Origin of the sequence: Hymenobacter sp. B81 (assembly GCF_044628455.1) — a bacterium.
Taxonomy (GTDB): Bacteria; Bacteroidota; Bacteroidia; order Cytophagales; family Hymenobacteraceae; genus Solirubrum.
Window position 1 is genome coordinate 792,924 of the sequence record NZ_JBIYZW010000002.1, and the last position, 18,774, is coordinate 811,697.

At 66.3% G+C, this 18,774-nt stretch carries 8 protein-coding genes, 1 tRNA gene and 1 pseudogene; 6 read left to right on the forward strand and 4 right to left on the reverse strand.

The features are described from left to right. Window positions 1-49: 49 nt before the first annotated feature. A tRNA-Met gene (locus tag ACE191_RS14635) sits at window positions 50-122 on the forward strand. A 200-nt stretch (window positions 123-322) separates the two neighbouring features. Beyond that, on the forward strand, window positions 323-1,405 hold the full coding sequence (gene fbaA / locus ACE191_RS14640) for a class II fructose-bisphosphate aldolase (RefSeq protein WP_400192981.1): 1,083 nt from the start codon (window positions 323-325) through the stop codon (window positions 1,403-1,405). A gap of 109 nt (window positions 1,406-1,514) precedes the next feature. Here the strand turns inward: fbaA and ACE191_RS14645 are convergent, their stop codons facing one another. The 4 genes and pseudogenes from ACE191_RS14645 to ACE191_RS14660 all read right to left on the reverse strand — a co-directional run bounded on the left by ACE191_RS14645 (window position 1,515) and on the right by ACE191_RS14660 (window position 12,307). Continuing rightward, a complete protein-coding gene (locus ACE191_RS14645; RefSeq protein WP_400192982.1) occupies window positions 1,515-3,599 on the reverse strand; it encodes an ATP-binding protein in 2,085 nt (694 codons plus the stop codon). 3,606 nt (window positions 3,600-7,205) lie between these two features. Continuing rightward, a pseudogene (locus ACE191_RS14650) lies at window positions 7,206-8,435 on the reverse strand (reprolysin-like metallopeptidase); the annotation flags it as partial. 240 nt (window positions 8,436-8,675) lie between these two features. Beyond that, a complete protein-coding gene (locus tag ACE191_RS14655; RefSeq protein WP_400192983.1) occupies window positions 8,676-11,507 on the reverse strand; it encodes an outer membrane beta-barrel protein in 2,832 nt (943 codons plus the stop codon). Between the two features lie 11 nt (window positions 11,508-11,518). Continuing rightward, a complete protein-coding gene (locus tag ACE191_RS14660) occupies window positions 11,519-12,307 on the reverse strand; it encodes a GLPGLI family protein (RefSeq protein ID WP_400192984.1) in 789 nt (262 codons plus the stop codon). A 145-nt stretch (window positions 12,308-12,452) separates the two neighbouring features. On the opposite strand from ACE191_RS14660, the gene ACE191_RS14665 reads away from it, so the two are divergent. From ACE191_RS14665 to ACE191_RS14680, 4 genes are all read left to right on the forward strand, one after another. Beyond that, window positions 12,453-13,913: a sensor histidine kinase gene (locus ACE191_RS14665; RefSeq protein ID WP_400192985.1), complete on the forward strand. Its 1,461-nt coding sequence runs from the start codon at window positions 12,453-12,455 to the stop codon at window positions 13,911-13,913. Between the two features lie 261 nt (window positions 13,914-14,174). After that, on the forward strand, window positions 14,175-14,852 hold the full coding sequence (locus ACE191_RS14670; RefSeq protein ID WP_400192986.1) for a response regulator transcription factor: 678 nt from the start codon (window positions 14,175-14,177) through the stop codon (window positions 14,850-14,852). A 237-nt stretch (window positions 14,853-15,089) separates the two neighbouring features. Further along, window positions 15,090-16,736, forward strand: a complete 1,647-nt coding sequence (locus ACE191_RS14675) for a glycoside hydrolase family 28 protein (protein ID WP_400192987.1) — start codon at window positions 15,090-15,092, stop codon at window positions 16,734-16,736. Window positions 16,737-16,857: 121 nt separating this feature from the next. Further along, window positions 16,858-18,711, forward strand: a complete 1,854-nt coding sequence (locus ACE191_RS14680) for a glycoside hydrolase family 88 protein (protein ID WP_400193418.1) — start codon at window positions 16,858-16,860, stop codon at window positions 18,709-18,711. Window positions 18,712-18,774: the final 63 nt, after the last annotated feature.

The following is an 18,774-nucleotide window of genomic DNA, read 5'->3' on the forward strand; positions in this document are numbered from 1 at the left end:
GGGGGCGTGCTTTTCCGAAAAAGCCTCTTACATTTGCAGAACCAAACAGTGCGGGGTGGAGCAGTTGGTAGCTCGTTGGGCTCATAACCCAAAGGTCACAGGTTCGAGTCCTGTCCCCGCTACCTCCAAAAATCCTCAGTAAGACTTGCTCTTGCTGAGGATTTTTCATTTCCGGTCCGGCGGTTTGTGAGCGGCTGAGGCAGCGGCTGAGGCTTGCCGAATGAGGTGCCGGCTTTTAATTCCGCCTGGGGCCGCCCGCGAGCGAAGCCGATGGAGTATCTTGCCCGCCGTTTCTATCGGCTGAACCCAAGCACTTTTGTTCATGGCGGAATCTCCCTCCTCTTCCCTGCGCGCCGGCGTCCTGCACGGCGACGAAGTTCAATCCCTGTTTCAGCACGCCAAGGCCGAAGGCTACGCGCTGCCGGCCGTGAACGTAACCGGCTCCAACACCGTCAACGCCGTGCTGGAAACGGCCCGGGAAGTCAACTCGCCGGTCATCATTCAGTTTTCCAACGGCGGGGCGCAGTTCTTCGCCGGCAAGGGCGTGGCCAACGATAAGCAGCAGGCCAGCATTGCCGGCGCCATCTCGGGCGCCCAGCACGTGCACCTGATGGCCGAGCTCTACAACGTGCCGGTGATTCTGCACACCGACCACGCCGCCAAAAAGCTGCTGCCCTGGATCGATGGGCTGCTGGCCGCCGGCGAAAAGCACTATGCCCAGTACGGCCAGCCGCTCTACAGCTCGCACATGCTCGACCTCTCCGAGGAACCCATTGAGGAGAACATCGACATCTGCAAGCGCTACCTGGAGCGCATGAGCAAAATCGGCATGACCCTGGAAATCGAGCTGGGCGTGACCGGCGGCGAGGAAGACGGCGTCGACAACTCCGACGTGGACTCTAGCAAACTGTACACCCAGCCCTCGGAAGTGGCTTACGCCTACGAGGAGCTGATGAAGGTGAGCCCGCGCTTCACCGTGGCCGCCGCCTTCGGCAACGTGCACGGCGTGTACAAGCCCGGCAACGTGAAGCTGCAGCCCATCATCCTGAAAAACTCGCAGCAGTACGTGCAGGAGCACTTCCACACCGGCCCCCAGCCCATCGACTTCGTGTTCCACGGCGGTTCGGGCTCCAGCCGCGAGGAAATCCGCGAGGCCATCAGCTACGGGGCCATCAAGATGAACATCGACACCGACCTGCAGTGGGCATTCTGGGAGGGCATCAAGGACTACTACGTCAAGAACGAAGCCTTCCTGCAGGGCCAGATCGGTAACCCCTCGGGCCCCGACTCGCCCAACAAGAAGTACTACGACCCGCGCGTGTGGCTGCGCGACGGCGAAAAGGCCTTTGTGGGCCGTCTCAAGCACGCCTTCGACGACCTGAACGCCCTGAACCGCCGCTACTAGTCCGGTCGCGGCCTCCTAGCTCAGAAGCAAGTTTGCCCCGGGGTCATTGGCAGCTGCCGATGACCCCGGGGCTAGTTTTGGGAACTATCAACTGCAGCCCGCAGTGGCTTCAGCCCGCAGCAACCGGCGCACCGGCCGGCTGGGGCTTGAGGGGCAGGGAAATGGTAAACTCGGTGAAAGCACCTTCCTCGGTGGCAACCGTGAGTGTGCCGCCGTGGCCCTTGGTAATAAGCTCGTAGGTGAGGGCCAAACCCAGGCCGGTGCCTTCGTGCGGCGGCTTGGTGGTGAAGAACCGCTCGAACACGTTGGGCAGCGCGGCGGCCGGAATGCCTGGGCCGTTGTCGCGCACCCGGATTTCCACCTGGCCTTCGCCCTGGTGGGTGCTCACCTTTACCTGCGGCACGTAGTCGTCTTCGCCGGCCTGCTGGCGCTGCTGCACGGCGTAGAAGGCGTTGGTGAACAGGCTGATTAGCGCCCGGCCCAGGTCGTGGCGCACCACCTCCACGGTGCCCACCTGCGGGTCGAGGCGAGGGAGCAGGGCGGCGTGAAACTGGCGGTTTTTGGCGCGGGCGTCGTGGTAGGTCAGGCGCAGATAGTCTTCTACGAAGGCGTTCAGCTCGGTTTCCTGCCGGGGCCCCGGGCTGCCGTGGGAGTATTCCAGCATGCCGCGCACGATGCCGTCGGCCCGCTGGGCGTACTGGGCAATGCGCACCTGATTCTGGCGCAGGTTGCCCAGCATCTCGGCCAGGTATTCGCGGCTATCGTAACTCATGGGCACCGATGCCAGCTCCTTTTCCACCTCCTGACTCAGCTCGGCGCTGATGCCGGCAAAGTTGCGCACGTGGCTCACCGGGTGCTGAATCTCGTGGGCTACTCCGGCCATCAGCTGCCCCAGGGAGGCCATTTTCTCGCGTAGCACCAGCTGGCTCTGGGTGGCCTTCAGCTCGTGCAGCATGCGGCCCAGGCTGTCGCGCTGGTCGGTGAGTTCCTGCTTCTGGCCCAGCATCTCGGTGTGCAGGGCGCGCAGGCGAACGTTGGCGCGCTGCTGCAGGCGGTTGCTGCGCCACAGCAGCAGCGCAATCAGCAAGGCCCCGGCCAGGCCGGTGAGCAGACCATAGGTGCGCAGGCGGTCGGCATACTGGGCGCGCTCGTCTTCCAGCTCGCGCAGGCGCTGCTGCTCGGCAAAGCCGATGGCGTCGAGCTGCTTGATGCGCTGCGGGTTGTAGAGACTATCTTGGGCCGCTACCATAATGCGCAGGTACTTGAGCGTGCTGTCGCGCTGCCCTTGCTGCTGAAAAGTGGCGGACAGCAGCTGACTGGTGCGTACTACCCCAATGATGTAGGGCAGCCCCTGGCCCAGGGCCAGCGCCCGGCGGGCGTAGTGCACGCTCGAATCGGTCTGCCCGCTGCGGTGGTACAGCTCGGCCAGGTACTGAAAGGCGCGGCAGGCGCTACGCACGTCGTTTTCGGGCACTGCGGCCTGGGCGCTGCGACGGTAGTAGGCGAGGGCGGCGGCCGGATGGCCCAGGGAGGCCTGCAGCAGGCCCAGCTCGCGCAGCACGTAGGGCAGCGGGTTGCCCCAGCAGCTCCGGCCCACGGTGCGCGACTCGCGCGTGAGCTGGTAGGCGCGGTTGAGGTAGCGCACGGCCGAATCGAGCTGCTGCCGGCCTTCGTAGGTGGCGCCGATGTTGGTGAGCACGCTCACCAGCTGCGAGTCGTCGCCCACCTCCTCGTGCTCGTAGATGGCCCGGGCCCGGAAGTAGTACGACAGCGCGGGCCGGTAGTCTTCGAGGGCCTGGTAGAGCAGGCCGATCTGGTTGAGGGTGCGCGCCATGCCTTCCCGGTCGCCACTGGCTTCGTTGAGCCGCAGCGCGGCCAGATCGATGCGCAGGGCCTGGGGCAGGTTGCCCCGCTCGCTCATCAGGATGGCCAGGCGCGAGAGGCAGCGCCCTTCGCCCTTGCGGTAGCCGATTTGCCGCGCCAGCCGCAGGCCCCGCTGCGCGTACCACTGCACCGAGTCGAAATGCGAGTAGCGGAACGACGCGCTCAGGTCGGCCAGCAGCAGCACCCGGGTGGTGTCGTGGCGGGCCAGGTGCAGGGCCCGGCGCAGCCCGGGCGTCTGCGGACTTTGCGCCCGGGCCGGGGCCGTCAGCAGGGCCAGCAACGGAAGCAGCAGGAAAATGCGTGAAAGCATGGGCGAAGGTAGCAAGCTGGCCTGTGGGGCGCCCGGGCCGCCGACCCGACTACAGAACGAGGGCTGATCCGGCAGTGGACCAGCCCTCGTAGCGGGGAACGGTCGCGGAGGAATCTATGGCCGGTAGAAGCGGGCGGTGTGGTGGCCCTGGGCGGTAATCAGCTTGAGCACGTACCAGCCCGCGGGCAGCTCGTGAACCGGCAGTGCCCCTCCGACCCCAATCTCACCGGCCACGCGGCGCAGGTGCTGACCGGTTACGCTGTACACGTCGAGCACGGCTTCGGCGGCCGGCCCCTGGTACTCATAGCGCAGCTGCCCGTCGACAATGGTGGTGGGAAACACGGCGAAGCGAGCCGTGAGCGGCAGCGTCACCAGGCGCGGCGGCGAGTAGCTGCTGGTGCCGTCGTGGTCGACCTGGCGCAGGCGGTAGTGCAGAGTGGTCGTGCCAGCGGGCAGCCGCTCGTCGCGCCAGGTGTAAGAATGGGCAGTGGCCCTGGTGCCCTGGCCTGCCACGCGGCCCAGCTCCGTAAACGTCAGCCCGTCGGGGCTGCGCTCCACGGCGAAATAGGCGTTGTCCTGCTCCGCGGCAGTAATCCAGCCGAGCTGCACCCCGGTGTTTTGCCGCTCGGCCGTGAAGGACGTCAGCGTTACGGGCAGCGGGCGGGTGGCGTCGCCCAGCGTCCAGATCGAAAAGGCCGCAATGCCGGTTTTGGTGACGGTGTTGGTGCCCGCGTTGCGGCCGTTCTGTCCCTGAGGTTGCCAGGGACCGGCCGGGCCGCTCACCGAGCGGAACAGGGTCAGGTCGGTTTCGTGGGCGCCGTTCAGCTCGTGGTCGAAGTAGCGGAAAGCCAGCGTTACGTTCAGCCCTGCGTTGGTGGCCGGCCGGATGTCGAAGTACCGCTCGATGCCGGTGTTGCCCTCCCCCGTTACGGCCGTGCCGGTGCTGCGAATCACCAGAGTACTGCCCGGGGCTACCGAGCCGGCGGCCGGGGTGAGGGTGAGGCCCAGGCCCCCAAAGCTGTTGGCCGTGCCGGCCGCCAGGGCCCGGGTGGCTTGCACCGTGCCCGTTACGTAGCTGGTTTCGGTTTCGGCGATGGTGGCGGTGGTGCCCAGGGTAACGGTGCGCGGGCCGGTGTTCAGCCGGCCGCTGGTCAGGGTCAGGGCGCCGTTCACGGTCAGGTCGGCGGGCAGGGTTACGGCGCCGCTGCTCAGTTCCAGGGTCAGGTTGTTAACCGAGCTGACGCCGCTGAGCTGCGGGTTGGTGCCTTGCAGAACCAGCGTGCCGGTGGCGGTGTAGGCCGTAGCACTCTGGTTGACGAAGCTGCCGGCTAGCTGCAGGGTGCGGGTGCCCACCGTCAGGGCCCCGCCGTTTTCGATGGTGAGCGTGCGCGCCGCAGCGGTGGCCGTGAGGCTGGGGTAGCGCGGCCGGCTGGCCGGGATGCGGGCGTCAATCGCGGCGCTGGGTACGCAGCCCACCCAATTGCCCGCCGCAAACCAATCGGTGGAAACGGCCCCCGTCCACACGCTTTCGGTGACTACGGTTACCGTCACCGTGCCGGTGCTGGTGCAGCTGCCGCCGTTGCTGGCCGTAACCTGATAAGTCGAGGTAGCAGTGGGGCTCACCGAAAGGCCGGCGGTGTTGACAGTGGCCGGCAGACCGTTGCCGCTCACCAGCGTCCAGGCATAGGAAATGGGGGTGGGCGTACCCGTAACCGACACGTTTTCGAGTCCCCACCAGTAACCCCAGGGCGCTTCGTAGCGCCAGCGCAGCCGCACGCTGGACTTATTCAGGTAAGCACTCAGGCTGAGCGTGGGCGTGGCGGGCGTGGTAGTGGTGCCCTGCGTGCTGGTGTAGGTAGCCAGGGGAGTCCAGGTGGTGCCACCGTCGGTGGAAATTTCCACGAAGCCCTGGCTGTCGGTGTAGTACTCAAACAAATGCTGGAAACTGAGCTGCGCGGCGCTGTAGCCCACGGTGCTGAATGCCGGTGAGGTGAGCGTGGTGCTGGTAACGGAGCCCGAGCCGCCCGCGTCGCTGTTGGCCAGAATAAAGCGGGAGTTATTGAACTCGAAATTGTTGAGGCGAGGCAGTCCTGCGCCGGGGTTATGGCTGTAGTTCGTGTTGCGGATTTTCCATTCGGTAGTAGCCGGCGTCGGGGTACCGTTGCTGGCTACGGTCCAGCTGGCGGGTAGAGTTGCCGCGTCGAAGTTTTCACTCAGCAACGTAGTGCTGAGGGCCGGCACGCTGGCCGTGAGCGAAACCGGTCCCCCGGGGCAGGTAGTGGCCGACGAAGGCGTGATGCTGACCACGCCCGGCGAGGAATTTACCTGCACCGCCACGCTGGCCTGTCCGCTGCTGCTGCCGCTGGTTACCGTCACGGTGTAGGTGCCGCTGGCCGCCAGGGTAGCGTTCGGAATGCTGGGGTTCTGCTGAGTGCTGCTGAATCCGTTGGGGCCCGTCCAGCTGTAGCTCCCGCCGCCGCCGGCGCTCAGGTTAAGCGTGCTGCCGGCGCAGATGGGGCCGTTGGCGGCGGCCGTAGCCACCAGCGTCACGGTGAAAATGCCGGCGTTGGCGGTACTGCTGCCCTTGGTTACCACCAGCTGGCCGGTGGTGGCGCCGGCCGGCACCGTTACCTGAAAGCTGGTGGCGGTGATGTTCGCCAGGGTAGGGGCCGCGGTGCCGTTAAAGCTTACGGCCAGGGTGCCAGTCCCGGCGGTGAAGCCCGTGCCGGTGATGGTAACCACCGTGCCGGCCGGGCCGCTGACGGGCGAGAAGCTGGTAACCGACAAAGTGCCCGGGGCGGCCGTGATGGTGAAGTTGGCGTCGGACAGGTCGAAGAAATAGTTGTCGGCGGCTTCCACCATCAGGCGGGCCTGGGTGGTGGGCGTGTTGGGCAGCGTTACGGTGGTCGAGCCGTTGTTGGGTACGCCGGCGGCCAGCAAGGTGGGGTAGGTTTGCCCGCCATCGGTCGAGAGGCGCACGTTCACGGTGGCGCAGCTCACCGGGGCCGCGTTGGTGTTGGCCACGTTCCAGGTTACCGTCTGGGTGGAGTTGCCGGCCCAGGTTACGGCCGTGTTCGGCGCCGTCACCACAAACGGGCCGGCGGTGCTCACCACGTTCAGCGTCACGTAGGGACTGTAGTCCACGCCGCCGATAACGCCCAGCGTGCCGCCACTGTCGTGCTGGTCGCGGGCCGTGCAGCGGAACTTCAGGCTGCGCGTTACCGTGGGCAGCCGCTCCGATAGCGCGCTGATGCTGTTGGCAGCGGGTGGGCTGAGAATGTTGGCCAGCCGGGGGAAGTAGCGCGTGGGGCTGGTTACGGGCGTAAACGAGCGGAACAGGGGCACCGTCGAGTTAGCCACCTGCGCAGTGGTCAGGGCCGCGGCCGGGCCCAGGTCCATCTGCTCCCAGCAGTACGTCAGCGCGTCGCCCTCGGCGTCGGTGGCCGAAGCGGTGAGCTTGAAGGGCGTATTGGCCGGAATGGTTTTGCCGTTGGCCGGGGCGCTGACCACCGGCGGGGTGTTGCTGGTGTTGGTGCTGGTGCCGCAGCTGGTCGAGGCAATAAAGGCGCGCATTTCCTCAAACGAGCCGCTGTGGAAGTACGCGTCGGAGTTGTTTTGCAGGTCGTCGGAGTCGCAGATGCCGGCGTAGGCCTGAATGGTGGAGCCCGAGCCCGGCTCGAAGGCCGTGGCGCTGCTGCGGTTGCCGCTGCAGCTGCCGCTGGTGCTGTTGAAGGTGTGGCGGCCGCCGAACTGGTGGCCCATCTCATGGGCCACGTAGTCGATGTCAAAGGCGTCGCCGGTGGGGTTGGGCGAGCCGGTTACGCCACCCGCCTTAAGACTGGCGTTGCACACGCTTTGCAGGTAGGCAATGCCCCCACCGCCGGTGCTGAACACGTGGCCGATGTCGTAGTTGGCCGCGCCAATCACGCTGGTCAGCGTGGTCTGGTTCTGAGTCAGCATGGCTTCCCCGTTGTTATTGGTGTAGGGGTCGGTGCTGCCGTTGGTGTAAATGATGCTGTTGTTGTTGCCGATCAACGTCATGCGCACGGCCAGTTCCTTCTCGTATACACCCACCACGCGGTTTACGGTCGTCACAATGGAGGCCAGGGCGCTGGCTACCGTGCCGCCCCGGGCGGTGGTGTACTCGCCTGTGGCGGCCACGGCCAGGCGGTAGGTGCGCAGGGTGGCCCCGCTTCCCGCGGCCGAGCGGCCGGCCGTGGCCGGAAGGCTGGGGTTGAGGCTGGGCAGCGGCGCGGCGGCCTGCTGGGGCGTGGGTTGAAATCCGCAGTTCAGGCCCGGGCGGGCGGCGCGGTTCAGGTCGCGCTTGTAGTAGCTCAGGTAGTGCTGCGGATCGTCGGAGCTCACCGGGTCGATGAAGAAGCTGCCCGTAACGGGCGACAACACCTGGGCATGAAAGCCCCGCGGCGTGAAGTCGCAGCGTAGCGTGGCGGTAGCGTCGTCGAGGCCTACGCCGGTGTAGGTGCGGATTTCGGGAAAGCGGGCGGCCAGCTCGGGCGCCATCACCGGGGCTTCGCTCAGGCGGAACCGGGCGCTGCCGCCGTCGGGCAGGGGCAGGGTGAGTACCGGCGCGCTCTGGCCCGAGCCCTCGGCGGGCGCGGCTGCCAGCGTAGCCCGCAACGCGGCCACGTTCACCGTCAGGGCCTGGTAGCGGTACAGCATTGCGGCCAGCGCGCTGCGGCGGCCCGCGGTCTGGGCAGCCGCGTCGGCCTGCCAGGGCGAGGAGGCCGGGCGCTGCTGGCCCAGGGCCGGGCCGGCCAGCAGGCCGCCCAATAAACACAGCGACGAAAGCCGCCACCAAAAGTACAGGTGCCGCATACGAGTAGTTGGTAGGAAATGAAGGGCCTCACTGCCGCCCAACGGGTACCGGATAACCGGCACGTCGCGGAGCGGCAGCGGTTTTGTATGCTAATAAAGTGAAATCATTTGTGGTTAAAACTATATTAAAATAAAATATTGCTTGGCTCACCCCATAACGCAACCGCCGCTCCAGCCTGCGAGACCAGAGCGGCGTGGGGCCAAATAAAAGATCCGGCAAACACCGCGCCCGCCCCTGGCCTACACCCCGAAGCGGCGCAGCTGGTAGCTGAAGCTCAGCAGGAAGTAGCGGGTGAGCACCCGGCTGCGCACGTCCTCCAGGTAGGTATCGGTCACGTTGCGCACCAGGCTGCGGTTCTGGCCCAGCAGGTCATAGGCTTGCACCTTCAACTCGCCCTGCTGGTTGCGGAACAGCTGCCGGGCCAGGGCCAGGTTCCACAGCGCCACCGGCTGGTTGAAGCCCGCCGCGCGGCCGGTGTTGCGCCGGTACCACAAGTCGCTGCTGATGATCAGTCGCGGCGTGAGGTGGTAGTACACGTCGGCGGTGAGCGTCTGGGACAGAAATGCGGCGTTCTGGGCGGGCAGGAGCGCGTAGCGGACGGCCTGGTAGCTCACGTTGGCGCTCAGCCCAAACTCCAGCTTCTCGTTGAAGGTCGAGTTCACGCTGGCGCCCTGACCCAGCGTCCAGCTGCGCGTCTCGTTGGCCTGCCCGTTCACGAAGCTGGGTCCCTGGCTGTAACTGCCGTTGGAAGTCAGGTTTAGGTTGAGCTGGCGGGCGGGCAGGCGCTGGCCCAGCGACAGAAAGCCGGTGAGGTTGCGGTAGCCGTCGGCGTTTACCGGGCGGGTGGTTTGTGCGCCGCCCGCCCCAATGGTGGTAGCGGCCGCAATGCGGTCCTGCACCTGCAGCGCGTTCAGCAGCAGAAACACGCTGCGGTTGTTGCGGGCATTGAACTGGTTGTAGGTGGCCACCAGGTTGTGGCTGCGCTCGGGCCGCAGGGCGGGGTTGCCCAGCTGTACGTTCAGGGGGTTGCTGTTGTCGGCCACGGGCTGCAGCTGCTCGGTAGTGGGCGCAGTTAGCCGGCTGCGGTAGTTCAGGCGCAGGCTGCGGTTGCGGCTGCCGTTGTAGGTGAGCAGCGCGTTGGGTAGCAGGTGGGTAAAGCGCCGGCTCAGCAAGGTGTCGGCCGAGTAGTTGCGCACCCGCAGCGTGGTTTGCTGGGCGTCGAAACCCAGGCTGTAGGTGTAGCGCAGCCGGCGCGTCTGCAGGGTGAGGCCCGCCCGCTGAGCCACGAAGTCGCCGCGGAAGCGGTTGCTCAGGACCGGGTTCAGCTCCTCGAAGCGGCCGGTGGCGTCGTTGTAGTCGCGCACGGCGCGGTTGGCGTAGTTGCCGTTCTGGCGGTGGCTGGCGCGCAGCTCCAGCTTGCTGCGCAAGCTCAGCGGCTCGGTGTAGGCCAGGTTCAGCTGGTAGCTGCGCCCCTCGGCCTGCTGGTCGAGCTGCTGGTGGAGGCCGCGCGTGGTGGCGCTGCCGTCGGGGCCGAAAAACGCGTTGGTGGCCTCGTTGCGCGCTTCGGCGGTCTGGTCGCTGAGGCTGGGGCTCAGGTTGGCCGAGATGCTGCGCCCGTCGCGCCGGAACTTGCGCATGAGCAGCAGGCTGCCCGCCCCGGCCCAGCTGCGGTCGGTGCCGCGGTACTGGCTCTGGCCCTGGTTCAGCAGCTGCGCGCCCACGCTTGCCTGCTGGCTGAGGCGGCGCTGCGGCGCGGTGGTTTGCCACGACAGGTAGGGCGTGGCGCGCAGGGAGGTGAGCGAGTCCAGCCGGTAGTCGAGGCGCAGGTTGAAGCGGTGGCTGCTGGTGCGGGTGCGGTCGTAGGCGTCCTGCGCGGTAACCAGGGGCTGCACCGCTTCGCCGGGGGCGCCGGGCGGGGCCACGGTTTCGCGCCGGCTTTGCTGGTCGGTCACCACGGTGTTGCGGCTGGCCAGGTAGCTGGTGGCCACCTCCGTGCGCTTGCCCCAGGCGTCGCGGTAGTTCAGGCCCAGCGCGGCCGACTCGCTGATGCTGCTGGCGGGCTGGTTGGCGGCCGGGGCGTTGCGCCGCTCGCCCGGGGCGCGCATTACCATGCCCCCGCCGCCGCCCGGGCCGCCCAGCATGCCGGGGGCCGGGCCGTTGTCGGCGGCAGGGCCCCCGTTGTCGGCAAAGCCCTGCTGGTTCACGTTGTTGGCCATGCCCAGCGCCGACAGCTGCCGGCCGTTGTTGAAGCGGTTCACGCCCAGCCGCGTCTGGTAACGGCCGTCGGTGCCGGCGGCCACGCTGTTCTGCCCGAAGTAGCCCTTGCGCTTGTCGCGCTTGGTTACCAGGTTGATGGTGCGCTGCTGCTGGCCGTCGTCGATGCCGTTGAAGGCAGCCTGGTCGCTCTGCTGGTTGAACAGCTGCACCTGGTCGATGATGTCGGCCGGCAGGTTGCGGGTAGCCATTCGGGGGTCGTCGCCGAAAAAGGGCTTGCCGTCGACCAGCACCCGGTTTACGGCCTGGCCCTGCGCCCGGATGGTGCCGTCGCGGTCGACCTCCACGCCCGGCAGCTTCTTGAGCAGGCTTTCCACCGCCGCGTTGGGCTGGGTTTTGAAGGCCCGGGCGCTAAAGGCCAGCGTGTCGCCCTGCAAACTCACCGGGGCGCGCTCCTGCTGAATGATCACCTCGCCCAGGGTGTGCGACTGCGCCCGAAGCCGCAGCTCGCCCACGGCCACGGTGGGCTGGCCGGCTGCCACCAGCACCGGGGGCAGGCGGTTGCGGTAGCCCAGAAACGTGAGCAGCAGGTAGTAGCGGCCGGGTGCCACGTTGCGCAGGGCAAACTTCCCGTCGCCATCGGTGATGGAAAACATCACGTACGACGAGTCACGGGCCGCCAGCAGCGACACCGAAGCCTCGCGCAGGGGCTGGCCGCTGGCCGAGTCGAGCACGGTGCCGGTGAGCGTGGCTTTGCCGGCGGTCCGCGCTGCCGGCGGCTGGGCCTGGGCCGAAAGGGCGGCGAGCAAGCCCAGCAGGCCCGTCAGCAAGCCGAAAAGCAGGTACTGATAACGCATGGAGCGGGGGCTTAGCGGTTGCCCAGGTTGTCGAGCATGCGCTGGCGGAAGTCGGCGCGGGCCTTTTCGCGCACTTCCTGCAGCTCGGCTACCGACACCTGCCGGGCCTGGGCGCTGGGCCGCACCTCGCTTTCGGCGACCGGCTTGGCATCGACTTTCGAGGCGCGAAACTGCTCGCGGCTGCCTTCCACGGCCAGCACCACGCCTTTTTCGGGCACCAGCTCCTTGATGGGCGAGTAGGTGAAGGGCAGGTCGGTGGTGTACCACACCGTGTAGGTTTCCTTGCGGAAGGGCACGGTGGCCTTGCGGCAGGTGTAGCCGGCAATCTTCTTGGTTTGCTCGCTCAGCTGCCAGCCGCTGGGCTGCGGAAAGGGCTCGTCGGCGCGGTAGGTGGTAGCCACGTCGTCTTTTTTCACCGTGAGCAGTGTGCTGAAGGTGCGCTTGGTCAGGTCGGTGTACACGGCTTCGTCGAAGGGGCGGCCCAGGCTGGTGGTCTGCGGGGCGCTGGCGGCGCCCCCGGCGCCGTCGGCCGTGACGATGGTGCGCACGGCGTTGTTTTCGCGCTCTTCCTTGGCGTAGCCGCCGGCAAAGCTCAGCGTCATACCAAAGGTGCGCACGTCGGGAATGTCGGCGGGAAAGTCGGGGCTGCCGGGTCGCACTTCCTGGCCGTTCATGACGACGCGCATGCGGGAGGCGTCGACCTTCTGGGTGACTTCGTACTGAATGCGGCCGGAGGAGGGTTGGGCGGCGGCGAGTTGGCAGACGCCGGCGGCGGCGAGCAGGAGCAGAAGCTTTTTCATGGGGCTGCGGAAAAGGAGAATGAATGCCCCAAAGCACCGGCGCGGCGGTGTTAAGCACTGTTATACTGTGTTAAACAGTGTTAACGCGCCCCCAAAACCCCTCATTACCGGCTATTTTCGCCTTCGAACCTTGGCCCCGGCGTGCATGAAACGGCGCATTCGCTCCATCTTCTGGCTGATGACCCTCTGCATTCTGGGCATCAACGGCTTTCAGGGCTACTGGCTCTGGAGTACCTACCAGCTCACGGCCACCCAGTTTGGGCGCACCGTGCGCGAGGCGCTGGCCGCCGTGCTCCAGCAGCAGCAGCTGGCCTACGCCCGCCAGCTGCTCAGCTCCCGCGACGGGCAGCTGGGGCGGGTGGTGTTCCGGCAGTTCGACTCGGAGCAGCCCGGCGCCAACCGCATTGTGGTACTGCCCGACGCCCACGGCCGCGCCGACACCCTGCGCGTGGTGCGCGGCCGCACCCGCCAGCTGCGCTTCAGCGCCCGCCTCGACTCTCCCGGCCCGGGCCGCCGCGGCGTGCCCGACACGCTGGCCCGGAACCTGGGTCGCCTGCTCATCCGCGACTGGGCCGGCAGCCGCAGCCCCGACCTGGGCCGCCTGAGCCGCGCCTACCGGGCCGAGCTGCGCCTGCGCCAGGTTGAGACGCCCTTCGTGCTCGACACGCTCACCATCGCGCCTGTGCGCGGGCAGGTCAGCCTGGTGCAGTTTGCCGACAGCTCCACGCGCGCCGGCTACCCGGTGCAGACGCCGCCGCTGCCGCTGAACCCGCTGCGCGATTTGTACGTGCAGGCCGCCTTTCCCGCGCCCACCAGCTACATCCTGCGGCAGATGGGCGGGCTGCTGGCCGGCTCGGTGGCTTTGCTGGGCCTCACCACGGGCTGCTTTCTGCTGATGCTTTCCACCATTCTGCGCCAGAAAAAGCTCTCCGAGGTCAAGAACGACTTCATCAACAACATGACCCACGAGCTGAAAACCCCGCTGGCCACGGCGTCGGCGGCCGTGGAAGCGCTGCAGCACTTCGGGGCCCTCGACGACCCGCAGAAAACCCAGACCTACCTGAACATTTCGCGCACCGAGCTGCAGCGCCTCTCCGAGCTGGTGGAAAAGGTGCTGAACATGGCCGTGGAAGAGCGGCAGGCCCTGGAGCTGCACCCCGAGCCGGTGCAGCCCGCCGCCCTGGTGAGCGAGCTGGTGGCCCGCCACCAGCTGAAAGCGCCCAAGCCGGTGCGCTTCGAGGTCGACGTGCCGGCGGCCGACGTGGCGCGCTTCGACCCGGTGCACGTGGCCGGCGTGCTCAACAACCTCATCGACAACGCCATCAAGTACTCGCGCGAGCAGGTCACCATTGCCATTTGGGGCCGGCAGGAAGCGGGCGGCTGGCACCTGACCGTGCGCGACGACGGCCTGGGCATTCCGCGCAGCTACCAGGAGGCCATCTTCGACCGGTTCTTCCGCGTGCCCACCGGCAACCTGCACCCGGTTAAGGGCTTCGGCCTGGGCCTCTACTACGTGCGGCAGGTGGTGGAGCGCCACGGCGGCCGCATCAGCGTGCGCAGCGAACCGGGCCAGGGAAGCGAGTTTTCGTTGTGGCTGCCGAAGTAGGTAACAAGTGATGAGGTGACAGGTGACAGGTAACACGCGCCACGGACCTAGATATCCCCGGCCAGGCTTGTGGTAAATTCTTGCCTTTCCGAAAAGATTACCACACAATTCCCCGGGGCCGGTGTGGTAAAAAATTACCAACCCCAAAAATTTACCACACGGCTGAACGGGGTAAGCAGAACCCAATACCACAGGGCCAGTACCAACCTGTCACCTGTCACCTGTCACCTGTCACCTGTCACCTGTCACCTCATCACCCCAATGCCTACCGTACTGCTCATCGAAGACGAAGCCTCGCTGGGGCTCATTGTGAAGGACAGCCTGGAGGTGCGCGGCTTTGCGGTGCGCTACGCCGCCGACGGCGAGGAAGGGCTGCGCCTGTTCCGGGAGCAGGCGCCCGACATCGTGGTGGCCGACGTGATGATGCCCCGACTCGACGGTTTTTCCCTGGCCGAGCAGATTCGCCGCGAAAATGCCGGGGTGCCCATCCTGTTCCTCACGGCCCGCTCGCAGCCCGCCGACGTGGTGCGCGGCTTCGAGCTGGGCGGCAACGACTACCTGAAGAAGCCCTTCAGCATGGACGAGCTGATCGTGCGCATCAAGGCCCAGCTCAGCCGGGCGGCCCCCGCGCCCGCCGCGCCGGCTGGCCCGCTGCCCATCGGCCGCTACCGCTTCGACTACCCCCGGCAGCAGCTGCTGCTCGACGGCCGCCCGGCCGACCTCTCGCACCGCGAGGCCGAGCTGCTCAAGCGCCTCTACGACCAGCGCAACCAGGTGCTGAGCCGTTCCGAGGTGCTGCGCGAGCTGTGGGGCGACGACAGCTTTTTCAACGGCCGCAGCCTCGACGTATTCATCACCCGCCTGCGCCGCCACGTGAAAGAAGACCCGCAGGTGCAGATTGTGAACGTGCGCGGCGTGGGCTACAAGCTGATGGTGTAGGCCGCGGGCGAGGCGGTTAAAACCCCGTTAAAGCGCCGCTGCTGGGAACGTTCCCGATAACGATTGCGCAAATAAAAGCGGGTTTCGATAACCCCGGCGCGGCGGCTGGGGGCTAATATCAGATACCGAAAGCCCCGGCCGTTCAGCGGCCGGGCTGGCACAAATGGTGTCGGTGAGGCGTTTTCGGTGCCCGCCTGTCCGCCCGCTTTCCGTGGGGCGGACCGTTCCCGTTTCCCCATGAAAGCATCGTTTTTCGCCGGCCTTGCCGCGCTGCTTGCCGGCCCCGCCCTGGCCCAGGTTCCCAACCTGCCGGCCGTCAAAACCACCGCGTTTCGCGCCGACACGCTCTCCATCGTGAAAAACGGCGCCGTGGCCGACGGCGTGACGCCCAACACCCGCGCCATTCAGCAAACCATCGATGCCGTGAGCCAGAAGGGCGGGGGCGTGGTGCTGGTGCCGCGCGGCCACTGGCTCACGGGCCCCATCGAGATGCGCTCCAACGTGAACCTGCACCTGGCCAAAGGGGCCCTGGTGCAGTTCTCGGCCAACCGCGCCGACTACCGCCTCATCAAAACCAACTGGGAGGGCGTGGCGGCCGTGCGCAACCAGGCCCAGATCTACGGCCAGGACCTGGAAAACATTGCCATTACCGGCCACGGCATCTTCGACGGCGCCGGCGAGGTGTGGCGCTCGGTGAAGAAAAGCAAGCTGACCGAAACCGAGTGGAAGCGCCTGGTAGCCTCGGGCGGCGTGCTCAACGACAAGAAAGACATCTGGTACCCCTCGGCTTCGTCGCTGAAGGGCTCCACCATTCCGGAGGCCTTCTACCTGCGGCCGGGCAAGGAGGTGAAGGACTACGAGGACATCCGCGACTTCCTGCGGCCCGACATGCTGGTGTTTGCCCGCTCCAAGCGCATTCTGCTGGAGGGCGTCACCTTCCAGAACTCCCCGGCCTGGACCATTCACCCGCTCATGTCGGAAGACATCATCGTGCGCCGGGTGACGGCCCTGAACCCCGAGTACGGCCAGAACACCGACGCGCTGGATCTGGAGTCGTGCCGGAACGGCATCGTGGAAGACTGCCTGTTTGACGTGGGCGACGACGCCATCTGCATCAAGAGCGGCCGCGACGAGCAGGGCCGCGAGCGGGGCATGCCCACCGAGAACTTCATCATCCGCAACACCACGGTGTACCACGCCCACGGCGGCTTCGTGGTGGGCTCCGAAATGTCAGGCGGGGCGCGCAACATCTACGTGTCGAACCTGAACTTCATCGGCACCGACGTGGGCCTGCGCTTCAAGACCACCCGCGGCCGCGGCGGGGTGGTGGAAAACATCTTCATCGAGAACGTGGACATGCGCAACATCGTGGGCCAGGCCATCATTTTCGACATGTACTACATGGCCAAGGACCCGGTGCCGCTGGCCGGCGAATCGACCGCGCCGCCCGTCATCGAGGCCAAGCCGCTAAACGAGGGCACCCCGCAGTTCCGCAAGATTCAGATCCGCAACGTGACCTGCAACGGCGCCGAAACCGCCATTCTGGTGCGCGGCCTGCCCGAAATGGCCATCAAGGACATCAGCATCGAAAACGCCGTGCTGCAGAGCGACAAGGGCCTGGTGTGCATCGAAGCCGAGAACATCAGGCTCAAGAACGTGACCTTGCTGGCTAAGCACACCATGCCGGTGATGGAAGTGCAGAACAGCAAGAACATCAGCCTCGACGGCATCAAATACACGCCCGGCGCCGAGCTGCTGATGCGCGTAACCGGCGACCGGGCCAAGGACGTGAAGCTGACCAACACCGACACCAAGCAGGCCAAAAAGGCCGTGGAGTTCGGCGACAAGGTGTCGAAGAAAACCGTAACCGTTTCGCAGCGCTAAGCCCGTGCCCGTGCAGAAAGCCACCCGTTTCTCCCTCGGCCTGCTGCTGGCCGCCGGCCTGCTGAGCGCCCCGGTGCAGGCCCAAACGGCCCCCGCGGCTGCCAAGCCCCTGTCGCAGCGCATGAGCGACGCGTTCATTTCCTGGCACCCCGACTCCATCCTGATCGGCAACCGCAAAACGGCCCGCTGGGACTACGAGCAGGGGCTGATGCTGAAGGCCCTGGAGCGGGTGTGGCAGCGCACCGGCGACGCCCGCTACTTCACCTACCTCAAGCAGGACATCGACCAGTTTGTGCGCGAAGACGGCAGCATCCGCACCTACAAGCTGGAAGACTATAACCTCGACAACCTGACCACCGGCCACGCCTTGCTCACGCTGAGCCAGATGTCGGTGCCCAAGCCCGAGAAGTACGCCAAGGCCGCGCACCTGCTGCGCAAGCAGCTGGAAGGTCAGCCGCGCACCAAGGCTGGCGGCTTCTGGCACAAGAAGATTTACCCCAACCAGATGTGGCTCGACGGCCTCTACATGGCCGAGCCCTTCTACGCCGAGTACAGCCAGGTATTCAACCAGCCCGCCGGCTTCGATGACGTAGCCAAGCAGTTTGCGCTGATCGAAAAGCACCTCGTCGACCCCAAAACCGGGCTGATGTACCACGGCTACGACGAAAGCCGCCAGCAGCAGTGGGCCAATAAAACCACGGGTCAATCGCCTAACTTCTGGGACCGGGGCATGGGCTGGTACGCCATGGCCCTGGTGGACGTGCTCGACTACTTCCCGCCGAACCACCCCGAGCGTGAAAATCTGATCAAGTACGCCCAGCGGCTGGCTCCGGTGCTGGCCAAGTACCAAGACCCCAAAACCGGCACCTGGGCGCTGGTAGTCGACCAGGCCAGCCGGAAAGGCAACTACCAGGAGGCTTCGGGCTCGAGCATGTTCGTGTACTTTCTGCAGAAAGGCGCCCGCCTGGGCTACCTCGACCGGAAGTACGCGGCCGTGGCCAAGAAGGGCTACGAGGGTCTGCTGAAGCAGTTCGTGGCCGAGGAAAACGGCGCGCTGGCCTTCAACGGCACGGTGAGCGTGGGCGGCCTGGGCGGCAAGCCCTACCGCGACGGCAGCTTTGAGTACTACCTCTCGGAGCCGCTGCGCAAAAACGATTTGAAGGGCGTAGGACCGTTCATCCTGGCCAGCCTGGAAATGGAGCTAGCCGCTGCGCCCGCGCCCGGTCGGGGCAAAACCGTGGGCCTCGACTACTACTTCAACAACGAGTACCGCAAAAGCAACCTCACCGGCCAGCAGGAACGCTTCCACTACACCTGGGAAGACCGCAGCCACGGCGGCTTCTGGCTCTGGGGCCAGCAGTTTCGCGAGCTGGGCGCCACCACCGTTGCGGTGCCCACGGCCCCCACGGCGGCTTCGCTGAAGGGCCTCGACGTGTACATCATCGTCGACCCCGACAGCAAGAAGGAAACCGCCAAGCCCAACTTCGTGCAGGCCGCCGACGTGCAGGCCGTAACCGACTGGGTGAAGGCCGGTGGCGTGCTCATGCTCATGGCCAACGATACCTCGAACTGCGACATCCGGCACTTCAACCAGCTGGCCCAGGCCTTCGGCATCCGCTTCACCGACACCAGCCTGAACATGGTGCAGAAGGACCAGTTTGAGCAAGGCAAGGTGGATTTGACCGGCGGCTCGAGCGTGTTCAAAACCGGCCGCACGGCTTACGTGAAGGAGCTGTCGACGCTGGCACTGAGCGGCCCGACCAAGCCGCTGGTGAAGAAAGGGGAGCACGTGATTCTGGCCACGGCCACCCTGGGCAAGGGCGCAGTGCTGGCCATCGGCGACCCGTGGCTCTACAACGAGTACACCGACGGCCGCAAGATTCCGGCCGAATACGAAAACTTCCAGGCCGGCCGCGACGTGGCCAACTGGCTGCTCGAGCAGACCGGCAGCAAATCAGCGGGTAAGCGCCGGTAAGAACACTTCAGCCGAAGGCGGCGCGGGCAGCTTGTCCGCGCCGCTTTTTTACACCCCGTTTTG

Coding starts and splice junctions, on each gene's coding strand:
- ACE191_RS14660 (WP_400192984.1), bottom strand. CDS start 12,307: ATGAAAAAGCTTCTGCTCCTGCTCGCCGCCGCCGGCGTCTGCCAACTC.
- ACE191_RS14675 (WP_400192987.1), top strand. CDS start 15,090: ATGAAAGCATCGTTTTTCGCCGGCCTTGCCGCGCTGCTTGCCGGCCCC.
- ACE191_RS14670 (WP_400192986.1), top strand. CDS start 14,175: ATGCCTACCGTACTGCTCATCGAAGACGAAGCCTCGCTGGGGCTCATT.
- ACE191_RS14665 (WP_400192985.1), top strand. CDS start 12,453: ATGAAACGGCGCATTCGCTCCATCTTCTGGCTGATGACCCTCTGCATT.
- ACE191_RS14680 (WP_400193418.1), top strand. CDS start 16,858: ATGAGCGACGCGTTCATTTCCTGGCACCCCGACTCCATCCTGATCGGC.
- ACE191_RS14655 (WP_400192983.1), bottom strand. CDS start 11,507: ATGCGTTATCAGTACCTGCTTTTCGGCTTGCTGACGGGCCTGCTGGGC.
- fbaA (WP_400192981.1), top strand. CDS start 323: ATGGCGGAATCTCCCTCCTCTTCCCTGCGCGCCGGCGTCCTGCACGGC.
- ACE191_RS14645 (WP_400192982.1), bottom strand. CDS start 3,599: ATGCTTTCACGCATTTTCCTGCTGCTTCCGTTGCTGGCCCTGCTGACG.